The 15,511-nt window shown below is 55.7% G+C and carries 16 protein-coding genes (1 of these 16 only partly in view); 10 read left to right on the top strand and 6 right to left on the bottom strand.

Features of this window, described 5'->3' with window-relative positions; all coding sequences use genetic code 11:
• Positions 1-244: 244 nt before the first annotated feature.
• From mrcB to MT343_RS01350, 3 genes are all read left to right on the top strand, one after another.
• Positions 245-2,593 carry a penicillin-binding protein 1B gene (gene mrcB / locus MT343_RS01340; RefSeq protein ID WP_145466833.1) on the top strand — a complete coding sequence of 783 codons (2,349 nt, stop codon included), beginning with the start codon at positions 245-247 and terminating at the stop codon, positions 2,591-2,593.
• Positions 2,572-3,054, top strand: a complete 483-nt coding sequence (locus MT343_RS01345; RefSeq protein WP_145466831.1) for a tetratricopeptide repeat protein — start codon at positions 2,572-2,574, stop codon at positions 3,052-3,054. Before mrcB ends, MT343_RS01345 begins: the two co-directional genes overlap by 22 nt.
• Before the next feature lie 124 nt (positions 3,055-3,178).
• On the top strand, positions 3,179-4,240 hold the full coding sequence (locus tag MT343_RS01350; protein ID WP_145466829.1) for a hypothetical protein: 1,062 nt from the start codon (positions 3,179-3,181) through the stop codon (positions 4,238-4,240).
• An 86-nt stretch (positions 4,241-4,326) separates the two neighbouring features.
• Here MT343_RS01350 and MT343_RS01355 read toward each other — a convergent pair whose 3' ends face one another.
• From MT343_RS01355 to MT343_RS01370, 4 genes are read right to left on the bottom strand one after another with little or no spacing between them, the layout of a single operon-like run.
• Positions 4,327-4,908: a hypothetical protein gene (locus MT343_RS01355; RefSeq protein WP_145466827.1), complete on the bottom strand. Its 582-nt coding sequence runs from the start codon at positions 4,906-4,908 to the stop codon at positions 4,327-4,329.
• Positions 4,905-6,200, bottom strand: coding sequence for a glutamate-1-semialdehyde 2,1-aminomutase (gene hemL, locus MT343_RS01360; protein ID WP_222428489.1), 1,296 nt, complete (start codon positions 6,198-6,200; stop codon positions 4,905-4,907). Before hemL ends, MT343_RS01355 begins: the two co-directional genes overlap by 4 nt.
• Positions 6,201-6,222: 22 nt before the next feature.
• Positions 6,223-6,648 (bottom strand): protoporphyrinogen oxidase HemJ, encoded by a 426-nt coding sequence (gene hemJ / locus MT343_RS01365; RefSeq protein ID WP_145466825.1) that lies wholly within the window; start codon positions 6,646-6,648, stop codon positions 6,223-6,225.
• A complete protein-coding gene (locus tag MT343_RS01370; protein ID WP_145466823.1) occupies positions 6,648-8,390 on the bottom strand; it encodes a chloride channel protein in 1,743 nt (580 codons plus the stop codon). Before MT343_RS01370 ends, hemJ begins: the two co-directional genes overlap by 1 nt.
• Before the next feature lie 139 nt (positions 8,391-8,529).
• Here MT343_RS01370 and argC point away from each other — a divergent pair, with 139 nt between their 5' ends.
• From argC to MT343_RS01400, 6 genes are all read left to right on the top strand, one after another.
• Positions 8,530-9,561, top strand: coding sequence for an N-acetyl-gamma-glutamyl-phosphate reductase (gene argC / locus MT343_RS01375; protein ID WP_145466821.1), 1,032 nt, complete (start codon positions 8,530-8,532; stop codon positions 9,559-9,561).
• A gap of 36 nt (positions 9,562-9,597) precedes the next feature.
• Positions 9,598-10,329 carry a DUF6776 family protein gene (locus MT343_RS01380; RefSeq protein ID WP_145466819.1) on the top strand — a complete coding sequence of 244 codons (732 nt, stop codon included), beginning with the start codon at positions 9,598-9,600 and terminating at the stop codon, positions 10,327-10,329.
• A gap of 11 nt (positions 10,330-10,340) precedes the next feature.
• Positions 10,341-10,766, top strand: coding sequence for a bactofilin family protein (locus MT343_RS01385; RefSeq protein ID WP_145466817.1), 426 nt, complete (start codon positions 10,341-10,343; stop codon positions 10,764-10,766).
• 51 nt (positions 10,767-10,817) lie between these two features.
• A complete protein-coding gene (gene erpA / locus MT343_RS01390) occupies positions 10,818-11,165 on the top strand; it encodes an iron-sulfur cluster insertion protein ErpA (RefSeq protein WP_145466816.1) in 348 nt (115 codons plus the stop codon).
• A gap of 13 nt (positions 11,166-11,178) precedes the next feature.
• A complete protein-coding gene (locus MT343_RS01395; RefSeq protein WP_145466814.1) occupies positions 11,179-11,712 on the top strand; it encodes a DsrE family protein in 534 nt (177 codons plus the stop codon).
• Positions 11,713-11,807: 95 nt separating this feature from the next.
• Positions 11,808-12,422, top strand: coding sequence for a FecR family protein (locus tag MT343_RS01400; protein WP_145466812.1), 615 nt, complete (start codon positions 11,808-11,810; stop codon positions 12,420-12,422).
• 13 nt (positions 12,423-12,435) lie between these two features.
• On the opposite strand, the gene MT343_RS01405 is transcribed toward MT343_RS01400, so the two are convergent.
• Both MT343_RS01405 and MT343_RS01410 read right to left on the bottom strand, forming a co-directional pair.
• Positions 12,436-13,521 (bottom strand): anhydro-N-acetylmuramic acid kinase, encoded by a 1,086-nt coding sequence (locus MT343_RS01405; protein ID WP_145466810.1) that lies wholly within the window; start codon positions 13,519-13,521, stop codon positions 12,436-12,438.
• The gene (locus tag MT343_RS01410; protein WP_145466808.1) at positions 13,518-14,807 is read right to left on the bottom strand and encodes a peptidoglycan DD-metalloendopeptidase family protein; all 1,290 of its coding nucleotides are present in this window, start codon (positions 14,805-14,807) and stop codon (positions 13,518-13,520) included. Before MT343_RS01410 ends, MT343_RS01405 begins: the two co-directional genes overlap by 4 nt.
• Positions 14,808-14,956: 149 nt before the next feature.
• Between MT343_RS01410 and tyrS the strand changes: the two genes are divergently transcribed.
• Positions 14,957-15,511 carry the start of a tyrosine--tRNA ligase gene (tyrS, locus tag MT343_RS01415; protein WP_145466806.1) on the top strand. The gene runs 747 nt beyond the window's last position, so the window shows 555 of its 1,302 coding nt (coding positions 1-555); its start codon is at positions 14,957-14,959; the stop codon falls past the right edge of the window.

Below are 15,511 nucleotides of genomic sequence, written 5' to 3' on the forward strand. Positions count from 1 at the left end.
TTCGGCACTTAACTGTCCTCATTGTTATTTATGATGATGTCAGGGAACAGGCATATACCGCGTGTAGCTGTCGTACGCTCGTCATCTTTGCTGTTCAGAATGACAGGTTCGCAGACAGCCGGTTTCTGTCATCCGGCGCTCTGATATCCACCTGTTTGTAGTTATGGCTGTAGAGCGGGTTGCTGTTAGGCGGGTAAACAGTGGCCTGTTATGATGCCGCCAACGATAAAAAGTGAAGGTTCTGATGGTTTCCCGTAACGGTAAAAAGACGTCCCGTTCCCCCTCAGCCAAGCGTTCAGCTTCCCGCCGTCCGGCGGCCCGGAATAAAGACAAAGCCTGGCCACGTTGGCTGGTGTGGCTATTACGACTGATGCTGGTGGGGCTGGTGCTGACTCTGGCCGGGCTGGTGTATCTGGATGCTCAGGTAAGAGCCAAATTCGATGGCAATAAATGGACGCTGCCGGCCAAGGTGTTTGCCCGGCCGCTGGCATTGTATCCGGGGCTGCTGCTCAGCCCGGAGCAATTAAAAGCCGAACTGGAATGGGCCGATTACCGTGAACAGGCCGGGGCGGTGCGTCCGGGCAGTTATTACCGCGATGGCGATGACTGGGTGGTTTATCGCCGTGCTTTTCCGTTCTGGGACGGTCAGGAACCGGCGCGCAAGCTGCGGCTGGAATTCGCTCAGGGACGGGTCAGCAACATTGTTGAAGACGGCGACGACCAGGCGCTGGTGCGGCTGGAGCCCCAATACATCGGCGGTATTTTCCCGGCTCATAACGAAGACCGTGAACTGGTTAAGCTGGAGCAGATTCCGCCGGCCTTAGTCGCCGCGCTGATCGTTACCGAAGATAAAGCCTTCTTTGATCATTGGGGCGTATCGCTGCGTGGTATTGCCCGCGCCATGCTGGCCAACGTCAAGGCCGGTGGTTTTGTGCAGGGGGGCTCGACCCTGACCCAGCAGCTGGTGAAGAATTTCTTTTTAACCAGCGAGCGCACTTTGGCACGTAAGGTTCAGGAAGCCTTAATGGCATTGCTGCTGGAGCTGCATTACAGCAAAGAGCAGATTCTGCAGGCCTATTTAAATGAAGTGTATTTAGGGCAGGCCGGACGCCGGGCGATTCATGGCTTTGGTCTGGCCTCGCGTTTTTATTTCGGTAAACAGGTGCAGGAGCTGAATACCGCCGAAATCGCCACACTGATCGGGCTGGTCAAAGGCGCGTCTTATTATAATCCGCGCCGTAACCCGGAACGCTCGAAACAGCGCCGCGACCTGATTCTGGGGTTAATGGCCGAGAACGGCATTATCTCCGATGCCCAGCGCATTCTGGCGCAGGGTCAGCCGCTGGTGACCGCCGATTCGCGCCGCGCCGGTCAGCGTGAATATCCGGCCTTCCTTGAACTGGCCAAAGCGCAGCTGCAGCGTGATTACCGGCTGGAAGATCTGCAAAGCGAAGGTCTGCATATCTTCACCACCCTCGACCCCTGGGCCCAGCATGCGGTAGAGCAGGCGGCCGAACGTCAGCTGGCACAGCTGGAAAGCCGCTCGGCCAAACTCAAAGGTCAGCTCGAAACCGCAGCGGTGATTACCAGCGTCGATGGCGGCGAAGTGCGGGCGTTGCTGGGCTCGCGTCAGGCCGAATTCTTTGGCTTTAACCGCGCTCTGGCGGCCAAGCGTGCCATCGGCTCGCTGGCCAAACCGGTGGTGTATTTAACCGCGCTGCAGAGTGGTCGTTACCACTGGGGCACGCCGCTGGAAGATAAACCGGTGTCGGTATCCGGCCCCGGCGGCCAGTTATGGCAGCCGCAGAATTACGATCACCGCTCCCACGGCGTAGTGCCGATGGTCGATGGTCTGGCGCTGTCGCTGAATCAGGCCACCGCCCGTCTGGGGATGAAAGTGGGGCTGAGTAATGTTGCCGCCACCTTCCATAAACTGGGCCTGCAGGCCGAAGTGCCACCGTATCCGTCGATGCTGTTGGGGGCTATTTCGCTGTCGCCTTATGAAGTCGCTGGCATGTATCAGACCATCGCCTCACAGGGCTTCGTGATGCCGTTGCGTTCCATCGAAGCGGTCACCACCGCACAGGGGCAGACGTTATCGTCCTATGCGCTGCGTGGCGACCAGGCCTTCGATCCGGCGATGATGCAATGGCTGCGCTATGGCATGGAACAGGTGGCTGAACGCGGTACCGCACGGCGTTTAACCCAGATACTTAACGGCCCGCTGGCGGCGAAAACCGGTACCAGTGATGACCAGCGCGATGCCTGGTTTGCCGGTTTCGATAACCGCTATCTCGGCATTATCTGGGTCGGACGCGACGACAACCAGCCGATGCCTTTCGCCGGTTCCAGCGCCGCTCTGCCAATCTGGCTCGATACCTTCCGCACGGTAGGCAGCGAACCGCTGCAGCCTGCCTCTGCTCTGCGTACTGCCGCGGTGAATGAACGTGGCGAGCTGGTGGGCGGCGGTTGCCGTGGTACGCTTTATCCTTTTATCAGCAGCCGTTTACCGGCTTCGCTGCCTGACTGTCAGCCGCTTCAGCCTGAACCGGCGCCTGAGGAGAAAAAATCGTGGTTCGACTGGTTGTTCTGAGTGCAGTATCTCTTCTTATCTTACTGGGTGGGCTGAGCGGCTGTACGCCGCTGCCGCCAAAACCGGAACAGCAACAAGCAACGGCCGACGACCTGCCCCAGTGGCAGGACGGTATGCTGGCCTCACTCAGTCAGGGCGAACACCACCCGGCGGTCGCCAGTTTGTTTGCCAAAGCCGAACAGGCACGCCAACAACAGCTGTGGCGTAAAGCCATGACTTACCTTGATCAGGCGCGCCAGATTCAGCCGCGCAACCCGGCGGTATTTTATCGTCAGGCCTGGGTCAGCCTGCAGATGGGCGATGCCGTACGCGCCGAACAGTTACTGCAGCGCGCGCTGGTATTTGCCGGTGGCGACATAGAATTAACCCGGCGCCTGCGTTTGTTAATGGCCGAAGCACTGGATGCGCAGGGGCGTGGCGCCGAGGCGGATAACCTCAGACGGCAGGCGGCGTTGGGGTAACAGTAAAAGCATACTGTTAGTTATGTCAGTTGTTGGTAATGTCGCGTTATAAGCTCATGCTGTGCCTAAACATCCGGAGCGGATGCCGATAACAGGTTAAAGCCGCAGAGTAAGGACGACTCGCATGGACATTACCACTCCGTTATCGGCTGTCATGCAGGCAGCAAACCTTCCGGCCAGTCAGCAGGCCGACAGCCAGGCGAATGGCCCGGTTGAACCTTATCCCCTTGAGAATCTGGTTACTCACCATGGCGGCATCAGTGTGGCTGCTCCAACGACGCAGGTGTCTCTGCAGGTCTGGCAGGATGCTCAGCGCTATGTCGGTTACCAGCAGAATGGCGCGGGTTCCGGCAGTCAGATCAACCTGCTGGATGACAACAAGAACGTCGTGGATTTCACCTCCGATCAGTCGCTGCACTATATGGAAATTTCCAATGCTCAGGGTTTGGCCGATGATGAGAAAGCCCGTCAGGTAAATGCCGACCTTATCAGCGGCAAGCTGAACCCTGGCCATGATCTGGCGCTGTTCAGTGCAGGTCAGGCTTCGGGCAATATGAAGCTGGAATACGGAGTCGCGGAATATTCACCTTCGATGATGTACAGGCAGGATGAGGTTACTTACGGCCCCCGCCCTAATGACGCTTCCAAAGGGGGCGGCATTGTCACCAACGAATTTAACGCATCTGCGTCCCTGACTCTGCCGAGTGGCAACCGCATCAATCTCGATTTCTCATACAAGGAAGAGCTGCTGGTTGGTAAACCAGGCAGTATTTCTATGGGTGCTTTGGAAACGTTTGAGGAATTTGAAGCACGGGTTGAAATATGGCGGAGAACAAAACCGGAGTCAGAATCGGATTACCGAAGCCTCGCGATCCAGTACTCATCCGGCAAACCTCTTTCTGAGGAAGATGTCAAATACATGGATCAGATCAATCAGTACCTGATGAGCATGGCGAAAGTGGCCGGACGGGGGCAGATGAATAATCAGAGCCGTGGGCTCGAGACTGTGCTTAATCAGGTTCAGTCGCTGGGTGTTGATATGAAAATGAACGCCACTTATCAGGGCTATGCCCAGGGCGATACCGAAATAACGTTGTCTTTACTGGGCAGTCAGAGTGAGCTGCGGGTGAAATCAGAACCTGTATTGCCGGTAAATCAGAATCCGGTTGTTGATGAGTTCTGGTAAAGCACCGGCTTGTGGTAATTCATGTTGTTAATTCTGGCTCAGATGGGGAGAAGGGAAAAACTCCCTCCTTTTTTTGAACAGACCGATCAGCGCAACCGCTCCGCCCATATCGGCATCACACTGATGCTGGTCATACTTAACCAGAATAGCAGCGGCTCCGGCTGATTCTGACTGGCTGATATCCAGGCCAGTGCGCCGCAGGCCATGATCAGTTGCGCGGCCAGCCAGATGCGGATTTTTGCCAGTTTCCACAGCGCCAGCAGCAGGGCGATTACGGCTGCCGCAGCGATGGTAATCAGCAACGCATCGAGCTGGTTATTACGGCGGCAGAGTTCAAACACCACACATAATGCCAGCAGCACCCGTCCCCAGATCATCCGTGACCACTGATACCCCAGCGCCTGAGCGCCGAGCACAATAATCAATAACGGCAGGGCAGCGTACAGGCTCAGCTGTTGCAGTAATAATGTGGCCGCGGGCGGCAGTTGAAGCAGTTCGGCGGCCGCCGCGCAGAGCAGCAACAGGCCCGCAGCAAAACGCGCGGCCGATTCGCCGCGCCATTCTGCTTTTATTCCGCCATTTGGCTGTTGCTGGTTCGGGCGCTGCTGCAGGCACAGCCAGGCGCTGACCAGCAACAGCATTAATGCAGCAAATAACGGATCCATCACAGCGTTGCCATTACCCGATCGGCGGCGGCGATGGTTTCCAGAATATCCTGCTCGCTGTGGGCGATGGACATAAAACCGGCTTCAAAAGAACTTGGTGCCAGGTAAACGCCTTCTTTCAGCATGCCGTGGAAGAACTGATTAAAGCGCGCACCATCGCAGTGGTCGGCCACGTCGCGGAAGGTGTTTACTTCTTTCAGCCCGGTAAAGAAGAAACCAAACATAGAACCGGCGCTGTTGTGGGTAAACGGAATATTGTGCGCATCGGCAGCGGCCTGCAGGCCGTTCAGCAATAATTGCACGCGGGCGTTCAGCTGGTCGTAGAAGCCGGGCTTCTGAATGGCTTTCAGCATGGCCAGACCGGCGGCCATGGCCAGCGGGTTACCCGACAGCGTTCCGGCCTGATAGACAGGGCCCAGCGGCGCCAGATATTCCATAATTTCGCGCTTACCACCAAAGGCACCGACTGGCAGACCGCCGCCAATCACTTTGCCCAGACAGGTCATGTCCGGCACGATGCCGTAATATTCCTGAGCGCCGCCCAGTGCTGCGCGGAAGCCACTCATGACTTCATCAAAAATCAGCACCACGCCGTGCACGGTGCACAGCTCACGCAGACCCTGCAGGAAGGATTTGCTTGGCGGAATGCAGTTCATATTGCCGGCTACCGGCTCGATGATCACACAGGCAATTTCGTCACCCATTTGCGCGAAGCATTCTTTGACACTGTCGAGATTGTTGTAGTCGAGGGTGATGGTGTTGGCAGCAACGGCGGCTGGTACGCCCGGAGAGGTCGGTACTCCTAAGGTCAGCATGCCGGAGCCGGCTTTTACCAGCAGTGAATCGGCGTGGCCGTGGTAGCAGCCTTCAAATTTCACCAGTTTATCGCGGCCGGTAAAACCACGTGCCAGACGAATCGCACTCATGGTGGCTTCGGTGCCGGAGTTCACCATACGCACCATATCCATGGATGGAATCAGTTTGCACACTTCTTCGGCCATTTCGATTTCGATATGGGTCGGTGCGCCAAAGCTCAGGCCTTTATCCATACGGGCGCGTACGGCATCGAGAATTTCATCGGCGCTGTGGCCCAGAATCATCGGCCCCCAGCTGCCCACATAATCGATATAGCGGTTGCCGTCGGCGTCAAACACATAAGCGCCTTTGGCATGATCGAAGAAAATCGGGGTGCCGCCCACGCCTTTAAATGCACGCACCGGTGAATTAACTCCGCCGGGAATGTGTTTTTGTGCGGCGGCAAACAGGGCTTCGGACTGGGCGATGGAATAACTCATAGCACTCTCTTTTTACAAGAAATTAAAACGGACGCACGACCACCAGAATAACAATGGCGATCAGCATGAAGACGGGGATTTCGTTAAACCAGCGGTAGAACACATGGCTGCGCTGGTTGTTATCGTCGCGGAATACTTTTAATAAGTGGCCGCAGTAAAAATGGTAAATCACCAGCAGGGCAACCAGCGTCAGCTTGGCGTGCATCCAGTGGCTGTCGATAAAGTAGTAGCGCGGATTAAATGTCAGCAGCCAGGCGCCCAGAGCCAGTACCACAATCATCGACGGCGTCATAATGCCGCGATACAGCTTACGTTCCATGATTTTAAAACGCTCACGCGACACCTGATCTTCGGCACTGGCGTGATAAACAAACAGACGTGGCAGATAAAAAATCGCGGCAAACCAGGTGACGACGGCAACAATGTGAAAGGCTTTTACCCAGAGCATCAACGGCCTCTTGGCTGGTAGTGATAGAAGTGTTCAATGTGTGTGCGAGAGACAATACCAACACAGCGGCTGGACTGGTCATCGCGGTAAACGGCCAGCCATTGTAAGTGATGCTGCTGCATCAGGTCTAAGGCATCCTGCAGATTGGCTTTAAGCGAAATACGCTCAACCTGCTGACGGTCGGCGGGGATGGCAATCAGATCAATATCGTCATCGTTGCGCTCACCGCTTTCTTCTTCCTGCTCTTTACGCAGGCTCAGCGCCTCGGCCACAGCCGCGGGCGGCAGAATAACGTTTTCTTCTTCCAGTAACAGCCACTCCGGTTCGCGTTGCAGGATAAATCCGGCGGCTTCCGGTGACAGATGACGCGAGGCGGAGACAAAAGATTGTTCCATCGCTTCGGCCACCCAGGTATTGCGCAGCATCTGCTGCACCGGGTCGGGCTGCTGATAATTGTGGCCGCCGCCGAGCTGCACCTCAAAGACTGATGGCAGACGGAAGATTTCACTCACCACCAGACTGGCAATCACGATGGTTAGCATGCCGGGCATAATAATGTTCGGGTTGGCGCTCAGTTCCAGCAGTGCCACCAGAGCGGCCAGCGGCGCGCGTAATACCGCGCCCATTAAAGCAGCCATACCGAGCAGAGCATAAAAACCGACGGACACCGGATACTGCGGCAGCCACCAGGCCGATAACTGGCCGAGCAGGCCACCCAATGCGGCACCGATAAATAAGGTCGGGCCGATTAAACCGGCGGGAAAACCCACAGCGGCGGCCCAGGCGGCCAGCACCAGTTTGGCCAGCAGTAAGCCAAACAGGGTTCCCATTACCACCTTGCCGGCCAGGGCATCGTTCACCGTGTCGTAGCCGATGCCCATTACCTGCGGCAGGTACATGCTGATCGCCACGGTAACGGCGGTCAGTCCGCCCCACTTAAGCCACAGCGGCAGAGGATTCAGGCGCTGAAAAAACCGTACCAGCAGAATAAAACCGCTGGCGACGATGCCGCCAATAATGCCGAGGGCAAGAATATAAGGAATTTCCAGCAGCGAATTCATATCAACGCCGGGCACGGCAAAGGCGGTCTGCGCACCGAATACCGCTTCACTGACAATGGCACCGGCGACCGAGGCGAGAATAATCGGAATAAAACCGCGGATATTGTATTCCAGCAGCACCACTTCCATAGCGAAGATGACGCCCGCCATCGGTGTGTTAAATGACGCCGAAATCGCACTGGCGACACCGGCCCCGGCAATAATCCGCAGGCGGTGATGCGCCAGACCAACGCTCTGGCCAATCTGGCTGGCGGTACCGGCACCAAGATGAATGGCCGGCCCTTCGCGCCCAACGCTGTGGCCACTGATAATGGCGATCACCGCGGCAAACCACTGCAGCACAATATTCGACTGCGGCAGATAGCCCTGATGCGATTCCATCCGTTGCAGCACATGGGTTACGCCAACGCCGCGGCGCTCGGGTTTAACCAGATAAAAGATAACAATCAGCAGCAGGCTGCCACCACACAACAGAGCGATACGGGCAATTTCGCTGAGGTGCTCGAAGTCGTCGGAGTTGGCAACCGGCAGCAGAGTGACAAAGGGAAATTCAATCGCCAGGCGGAACAGGGTGATCACCAGCGCACTGGCCAGGCCCGCCAGCAGGGAGAGTAACGCCAGACCGATCTGGTTATCTGACAAAGAAATCAGGCTGAGCCACTGTTGTCTGAGGCGCTTCACGGTAAACCGGCATCCTTATCCGGTAATGGGCTTACCGGCGTGGTGTCAACGGGGGACAAGAATCAGTATTATAACTGCCTTTCTGTATTTAACCGCTCCCCGTTTTTGCGGGGCGGTCTTCTGACATACGAGGTTTGGCGTGATTAAAGTCGGTATCGTTGGTGGCACCGGATACACCGGTGTAGAACTGCTCAGAATTCTGGTAAACCATCCGGACGTTGAGCTGAAGGTGATCACCTCGCGCAGTGAAGATGGTCTGCCGGTGGCTGATATGTTCCCCAACCTGCGTGGTCATACCGATCTGCGCTTCAGCGTACCCGATGTACAGACGCTGGGTGAGTGCGATGTGGTGTTTTTTGCCACGCCACACGGTGTTGCTCACTCGCTGGCGGAAGAAATTCTGAATACCGGCGCCCGCGTGATCGACCTGTCCGCTGACTTCCGTCTGCAGGACGCAGTTGAGTGGGAAAAATGGTACGGCCAGCCACATGGTGCCAAAGGCATTCTGCCGCAGGCGGTATATGGTCTGCCGGAAGTAAACCGCGCACAAATTAAAGAAGCGCGTCTGATTGCGGTGCCGGGCTGTTACCCAACCTCGGTACAGCTGGGTTTCCTGCCGCTGCTGGAAAATAACCTGTTACCTGAGCAGATGCTGATTGCCGACTGTAAATCCGGTGTCAGCGGTGCCGGTCGTGGTGCCAGCGTGGGTTCGCTGTTGTGCGAAGCCAGCGAATCGATGATGGCCTATGCGGTTAAAGGGCACCGTCATTTACCGGAAATCCGTCAGGGTATGGAACGCGCCGCGGGTAAAGCGGTCAACCTTACCTTTGTTCCGCATCTGACGCCGATGATCCGTGGAATTCATTCTACACTCTATGCTCAGGCTCCGGGGCTGGCAGAAGATCTGCAGGCGTTGTACGAAGCACGTTACGCTAACGAACCCTTCGTTGACGTTATGCCTGCCGGCAGTCACCCTGCCACGCGCAGTGTGAAAGGCAGCAACGTCTGTCGTATTGCCGTTCATCATCACGCTCATACCGGTCAGGTGATCGTGTTGTCGGTTATCGACAACCTGGTTAAGGGCGCGTCGGGTCAGGCAGTACAGAACATGAACATCATGTTTGGTCTGGCCGAAGATGCCGGCCTGAAACAGGTTGCCCTGTTGCCCTGATACGTTTTAAACACATGGATCAATAAGGACACACGCATGGCGGTAGTAAAAGGTAGCCAACAGGATCAGCTGATTATTCGACAGTACCGGCCGTGGGAGCGCTTCCGCCGCTCACTCTATATGGTGCTGTTTATTGTGGCGGTGGGTGTTGGTGGTTACTTTGGTGGTGTTTATGACAGCATGAGCAGCATTCAGCAGCTGACCACCGCCCGTGATACGTTACAGTCGGCGCTGCAGGATGCCGAGCGTACCATTACCAATCTGACCCAGCGTGTGGGTGTTCTGGAGAAAGGTGGCCAGGTTGACCGTAAGGCCACCGAAGGTATCCGCCAGACGGTTAAAGAGCTGAAAGCGCAGATATCCACCCTTGAAGAGGAAGTGGCTTTCTATAAAGGCATCATGGCACCGAGTGCCAATGATAAAGGCCTGCGCATTAGTAAAGTTGAGATTCAGCCGCAGGAAGGTGCCGAAACCTTCCGCTACTCCATCATGATGACTCAGGTTGCCGACAACAGTTCTTATATTTCCGGGCTGGCGGCGGTGAATTTTGTCGGTATGCAGGGCGCGGAAAAAGTTATCCTGCCGTTACGTGATCTCGACAGTAATGTGACCGATCTGGGCGTAAAGTTCAGGTTCCGTTATTTTCAGGAAGTAGCAGGTGATCTCAGGTTACCGGCTGGTTTCGTGCCGCAGCAGGTGCAGGTGGTTCTGCAATCCACCGGCGGCAAAGCACAGCGCGTCGAACAAACCATCGACTGGCCCCAATAAGGAGAGGCTTAATGTTCAGCAGTAAAGACAAGGGCAGCAACACTCATTACGACACCCTGATTTCCGTTAAAACCGAAATTACCGGCGATGTGAAGTTCACCGGCGGCCTGCACATCGATGGTGTGATCAAAGGTAATCTGGTGGCCGAGGCCGGCAGTGGAGCCGTTGTGCGTGTCAGTGATAAAGGCCGGGTTGAAGGCCAGATCAGTGCGCCCAATATCATTATTAACGGCAAAGTCATTGGTGACGTGCATGCCGGTGAATACATTGAGCTGGCGAAGAAAGCTCAGGTAACCGGTGATGTGTACTACCAGATGATGGAAATGGTGATGGGCGCCGAAGTGAACGGCAAGCTGCACCATCAGGCGAAGGGCGACAACCGCAAGAAGCCTGAGCCGGTAGCCGTGGTTGCTACGCCTGAGGTTAAAGTTGACTAAATTAGTCGGAAAAACCGATAATTTGCCGATATTCAGCAAGCCGGAATCATTATGAGTGCAGTACAACAGGCCAGCCCGATCGAACTCAGCCAGGCAGCACAGGAGAAAATCCGTGAGTTGCTGCTGGAAGAGGCAGACGACGAACTCTGTTTAAGGGTTTTCGTTACCGGCGGTGGCTGCTCCGGCTTTCAGTATGGGTTTACCTTTGACGATGAACGCGCCGAAGACGATACGCTGATCAGTATGGACGGTGTGCGTGTGCTGGTGGACCCGCTCAGTTACGGTTATCTGGTTGGCTCGGTACTGGATTATAAAGAAGGGCTGGAAGGTTCACGCTTTATGGTGAATAACCCCGGCGCTTCATCCACCTGTGGCTGTGGATCGTCGTTCTCCATCTGATAAGGATTGCCCGATGGCCCTTTCCCGCGTTGTTTTACTCTCTTCTCTGTTGCTGGTGCAGCCTGCTTTAGCGGCACTGGTGCCGCTGACGGAAGATGAACCAGCCAATGCGGTTTCTCCTGCTGTCGCCGATGCCGTGGTTTTACCTCAGGAAGGTATCGCTCCGTCCGGTGAGCAGGGCTTGCAGCCCGGCAGTAAAATTCAGGCGGTGGTGAAGTTGCACACCGCAGAAGAGCTGCAGGCCTTACTGACCCGCGCTGAAGAACTCTCCCGCAGTGTCGACTATCGCAATAACGAACCGGTCAGACTGGTACTGAGCGGTGATGAAATCGCCATCTTCGTGCGTAGTAGCTATCGCGGCAACAAGGCGCTGGTTGATCTGGCGGCCCGTCTTGATGCCTTTAATGTTGTCGAATTGAAAGTGTGCCAGAACTGGATGGCGCGTAACAAAGTCGAAACCGCAGACCTGCCGGCTTTTCTTGATCCGGTGACCAACGGTGCAGAAGAAGTGACGCGTATGCAACTCGAAGGCTACGCCAGCTTCTGACACTTCCCTCCGCGTATGCCACCGGTATGCGCGATCAGCTCCTTGATGCTATGTTGTGCTGACGGAATTGCCCCAGCCGCGTTCAGGAGCCAGATATGAAATCCCTCTTTTTTGTTTTGTTAACCTTACTTTTTCTGCCAGCACAGGCCGAAAGTGTGGGCGTGATCAGCGTGAGTGTCGGCGAGGTCAGTTGGTATCGTGCAGGTAATGAGTTACGGCTGCAGCGCGGTGATGCGGTAGAGCAGGGCGATAAAGTATCCACTGGCCGCAATGCCCGTCTGGTGCTGAAAATGAATGAAGGCAGCGTGATTACCCTCGGAGCCGACACCAGCGTGCAGCTCAGTGAGTGGCAGTATGCCGCTGGCAGCGACAACAATTCAGCGCGTCTGGAGTTTGTCGAAGGCGCCTTCCGTTTTATTACCGGCTTAATAACCCGTCAGGCCGATCCGCAGCTGACGGTCACCACGCCAGCCGCCACTATTGGCATCCGTGGCACCGATTTCTGGGGTGGTTATCTGCAGCCGGATGTACTGGATGTCATCATGCTGGAAGGTGAGCATAAACTGGAAATCCGCAATGACGCCGGGGTGGTGTTTATTAATGAACCGGGTTTTGGTGTGTCTGTAGTGGCCGGTGAGTCACCACGCCAACCCCTGAAGTGGGGCGAAGAGAAAGTACAGCGGGCGGTTCGCAGCGTCAGCCTGCCCTGAGCCGCCTGACGTATCAGGCGGGATAAATCCCGCCCAGAATACGTTCACCACTGGCGCCGGTAACGGCCGGCGCATTACCGCTTAAGCCTTCCAGCGTGCGCTGCGCCAGCCAGGCGAATGCCATGGCTTCCATCCAGTCAGGATCAATGCCGCGTTTGGCACTGCTCTGCACCTGCAGTTGTGGCAACACCTGTTGCAGGCGCTGCATCAGATAATGGTTATGTACACCGCCACCACATACCAGCAACTCACCTGTGGAATGACCAAATTGCCTGATCGCCAGTGCGATACTCTGCACGCTCAGTTCGGTCAGTGTGCTCAGCACATCCTGCGGATCTTCATGGCTCAGGTCGCCCAGATGCTCCAGGCGGAACAGTTCACGACCGGTACTTTTCGGCGGTGGTAGCTGAAAGTACGGCTGGCTCAGCCAGTCTTCCAGTAAGTAGTTAATGATGTTGCCGTTGGCCGCAAGCTGGCCACGGTCATCGCGCTGGCAACCAAAATATTGCTGGCACCATTCATCCAGCAGCGCATTACCCGGACCAGTGTCGAAGCCCATCATGCTGTCGGGCTGGCTGTCGGTTGGCAGTACGGAAAGATTGGCTATACCGCCGATATTCAGCACCTGCACATTGCGGCCAAAACAATGCTGATGGAAAGCCGGAACCAGCGGAGCGCCCTGACCGCCAGCGGCGATGTCACGGCGGCGGAAGTCGGCAATGCAGCAAATGCCGGTATGCTCAGCAACCCAGCTCGGGTCATCCAGTTGCCAGCTGAAACCATCTGGCTGACTGCGGTGGCGCAGGGTATGTCCATGGGAGCCGATAGCACGGATATCCGCAGCACTGAGGCTGTTACGCTGCAGTAATTGCATCACGGCTTCGGTTGATAAGGCCGCAATACGGCGTTCGAGCAGCGCGATGCTGTTGATATCAGCTTCGCGGGCAACGGCGAGGGTACGCAGCTGCTGGCGGAAAGCGGCATCATAAGGCAGGCAGAGCGCATCCAGTAAGCGCGGAGCGCCCTGGGCAAAATCGACCAGAGCGGCGTCCATTCCATCGGCACTGGTGCCGGACATCAGGCCGATATAAAGGGTCACTGAAACGCTCCGATACGGTTATCTTCGTTTTCGTTATAGCTGTTCAGCCAGCTAACCATGCTCTGAGACTTCTGGCGGAACGCGGCTTTTTCCTGAGACGGAATAGAGTCAGCCTTTGGCAACTTAACCCGTAATGAATCACGGTGCACACCGTCAACGCGGAATTCGTAGTGCAGGTGCGGGCCGGTTGCCAGACCAGTGCTGCCGACATAACCGATCACCTGACCCTGCTTGATGCTGCGGCCAACCCGGGCGCTGCGGTTAAACTTACTCAGATGTGCATATAACGTTTGATAGCGCGATCCATGCTGGATAATCACACAGTTACCAAAACCACCTTTGCGCCCGGCGAACACAACTTTACCGTCGCCAGCCGCTTTAATCGGAGTGCCGGTTGGTGCCGCGTAGTCGGTCCCTTTGTGGGCGCGCAGGGTATTCAGTACCGGATGTTTACGGTTCAGGTTAAAGCGTGAGCTGATTCGGGCGAAATCAATCGGGTTACGCAAAAAGGCTTTGCGCATACTCTGACCTTCCGGCGTGTAGTAGTTGGCGTAGCCGTTTTTATCTTCATAGCGCACGGCCGTAAGCTCACGTCCCTGATTGGTAAAGCGCGCAATCAGAATATTGCCGTTGCCGATTTTTTCACCGTCGAGGAACACCTCGTCATAAATCAGGCTGAAGCGGTCGCCCTGGCGGATATCCAGAGCGAAGTCGATATCCCAGCCAAAGATCGCGGCGAGTTCAATCAGAATCTGTTCGGGAATATCGGCACGGGAGCCATCAAGAAACAGTGAATTTTCAATGGCGGTACCGACAAAGCGTGGGCGGTAATCGGCATGACGCTCTGCCAGTTCGTATTTCAGGCTGCCATCGGTGGTGCGCTCAAAGGTATGACGGGCAAGAGGAGATAATTCAATCTGGAATTGCTGTATATGGTTATCCTGCGAGCGCACCCAGTGCAGTGTCTGGCCGGGTTTAAGCTGGATAGCTTCCTTTGGCGCGACGGCGGCAATTTCAATAACATCGGCGGCGCTGAGGTTATGGCGACTGAACAGAATGGACAGGTTATCGCCGGGGCGTACCGTGGTTTCTTCCCAGTTGAGTGCTGCTGCTTCAGCCTCTGGTTCAGCCGGAGTGTCCGGCATTTCAATAATATAGCGGGTCTGTTGCAGATTCTTTTCTGGTGCCTGAGGCCAGAACAACAACATCAGCAACACAACCAGAGCGGTCAGAACACCGAGTAAGTGAGTCAGAGGGAAATACTGCAGGCGTCCCGACAAGGCCATAGCGATCTGGTCGTCCTTATTCTGTAAATGATTGAATGCTTCACAAGTGTAAACAATTCGCCGGCATTTTACCCAGCGAACTTGATTTTGCACATTGATCAGGTATGTTCACCAACCTTTCTAATACCGACACAATTCAGAGTGCTCCCATGACAGCTGCATTATTAGACGATTTAAAAGCACGCGGTCTGATTAATCAGGCGACGGCGGATGAGGAACTGACCAAACATCTGGAATCTGGTTCCATCACCCTGTATTGCGGCTTTGATCCGACGGCTGACAGTCTGCATCTTGGGCACCTGGTTCCGCTGCTGGTATTGACCCGCTTTCAGAATGCCGGACACAAGCCGATTGCACTGGTGGGCGGAGCAACGGGTCTGATTGGTGATCCGAGCTTTAAAGCCGCCGAGCGTCAGCTGAACACCGCCGATGTGGTTGCCGGTTGGGCCGATAAGATCCGTCAGCAGGTCAGTCAGTTCATTAAATTTGATGGCATCGACAACGCCGCTACCGTGGTGAATAACCTCGACTGGGCCGGGCAGATGAACGTGCTCGATTTCCTGCGTGATGTCGGTAAACACTTCTCGGTTAACGCCATGATTAACAAAGAATCGGTACAGCAGCGTCTGAACCGTGAAGGTGCCGGTATTTCCTTTACCGAGTTTTCCTACGCACTGCTGCAGGGGATGGACTTTGCAGAACTG

Source organism: Venatorbacter sp. C2-1, from assembly GCF_022832715.1.
GTDB lineage: Bacteria > Pseudomonadota > Gammaproteobacteria > Pseudomonadales > Oceanobacteraceae > Venatoribacter > Venatoribacter alkanivorans.

Coding starts and splice junctions, on each gene's coding strand:
- hemL (WP_222428489.1), bottom strand. CDS start 6,200: ATGAGTTATTCCATCGCCCAGTCCGAAGCCCTGTTTGCCGCCGCACAA.
- MT343_RS01380 (WP_145466819.1), top strand. CDS start 9,598: ATGGCGGTAGTAAAAGGTAGCCAACAGGATCAGCTGATTATTCGACAG.
- MT343_RS01350 (WP_145466829.1), top strand. CDS start 3,179: ATGGACATTACCACTCCGTTATCGGCTGTCATGCAGGCAGCAAACCTT.
- MT343_RS01385 (WP_145466817.1), top strand. CDS start 10,341: ATGTTCAGCAGTAAAGACAAGGGCAGCAACACTCATTACGACACCCTG.
- erpA (WP_145466816.1), top strand. CDS start 10,818: ATGAGTGCAGTACAACAGGCCAGCCCGATCGAACTCAGCCAGGCAGCA.
- MT343_RS01410 (WP_145466808.1), bottom strand. CDS start 14,807: ATGGCCTTGTCGGGACGCCTGCAGTATTTCCCTCTGACTCACTTACTC.
- mrcB (WP_145466833.1), top strand. CDS start 245: ATGGTTTCCCGTAACGGTAAAAAGACGTCCCGTTCCCCCTCAGCCAAG.
- MT343_RS01400 (WP_145466812.1), top strand. CDS start 11,808: ATGAAATCCCTCTTTTTTGTTTTGTTAACCTTACTTTTTCTGCCAGCA.
- hemJ (WP_145466825.1), bottom strand. CDS start 6,648: ATGCTCTGGGTAAAAGCCTTTCACATTGTTGCCGTCGTCACCTGGTTT.
- MT343_RS01395 (WP_145466814.1), top strand. CDS start 11,179: ATGGCCCTTTCCCGCGTTGTTTTACTCTCTTCTCTGTTGCTGGTGCAG.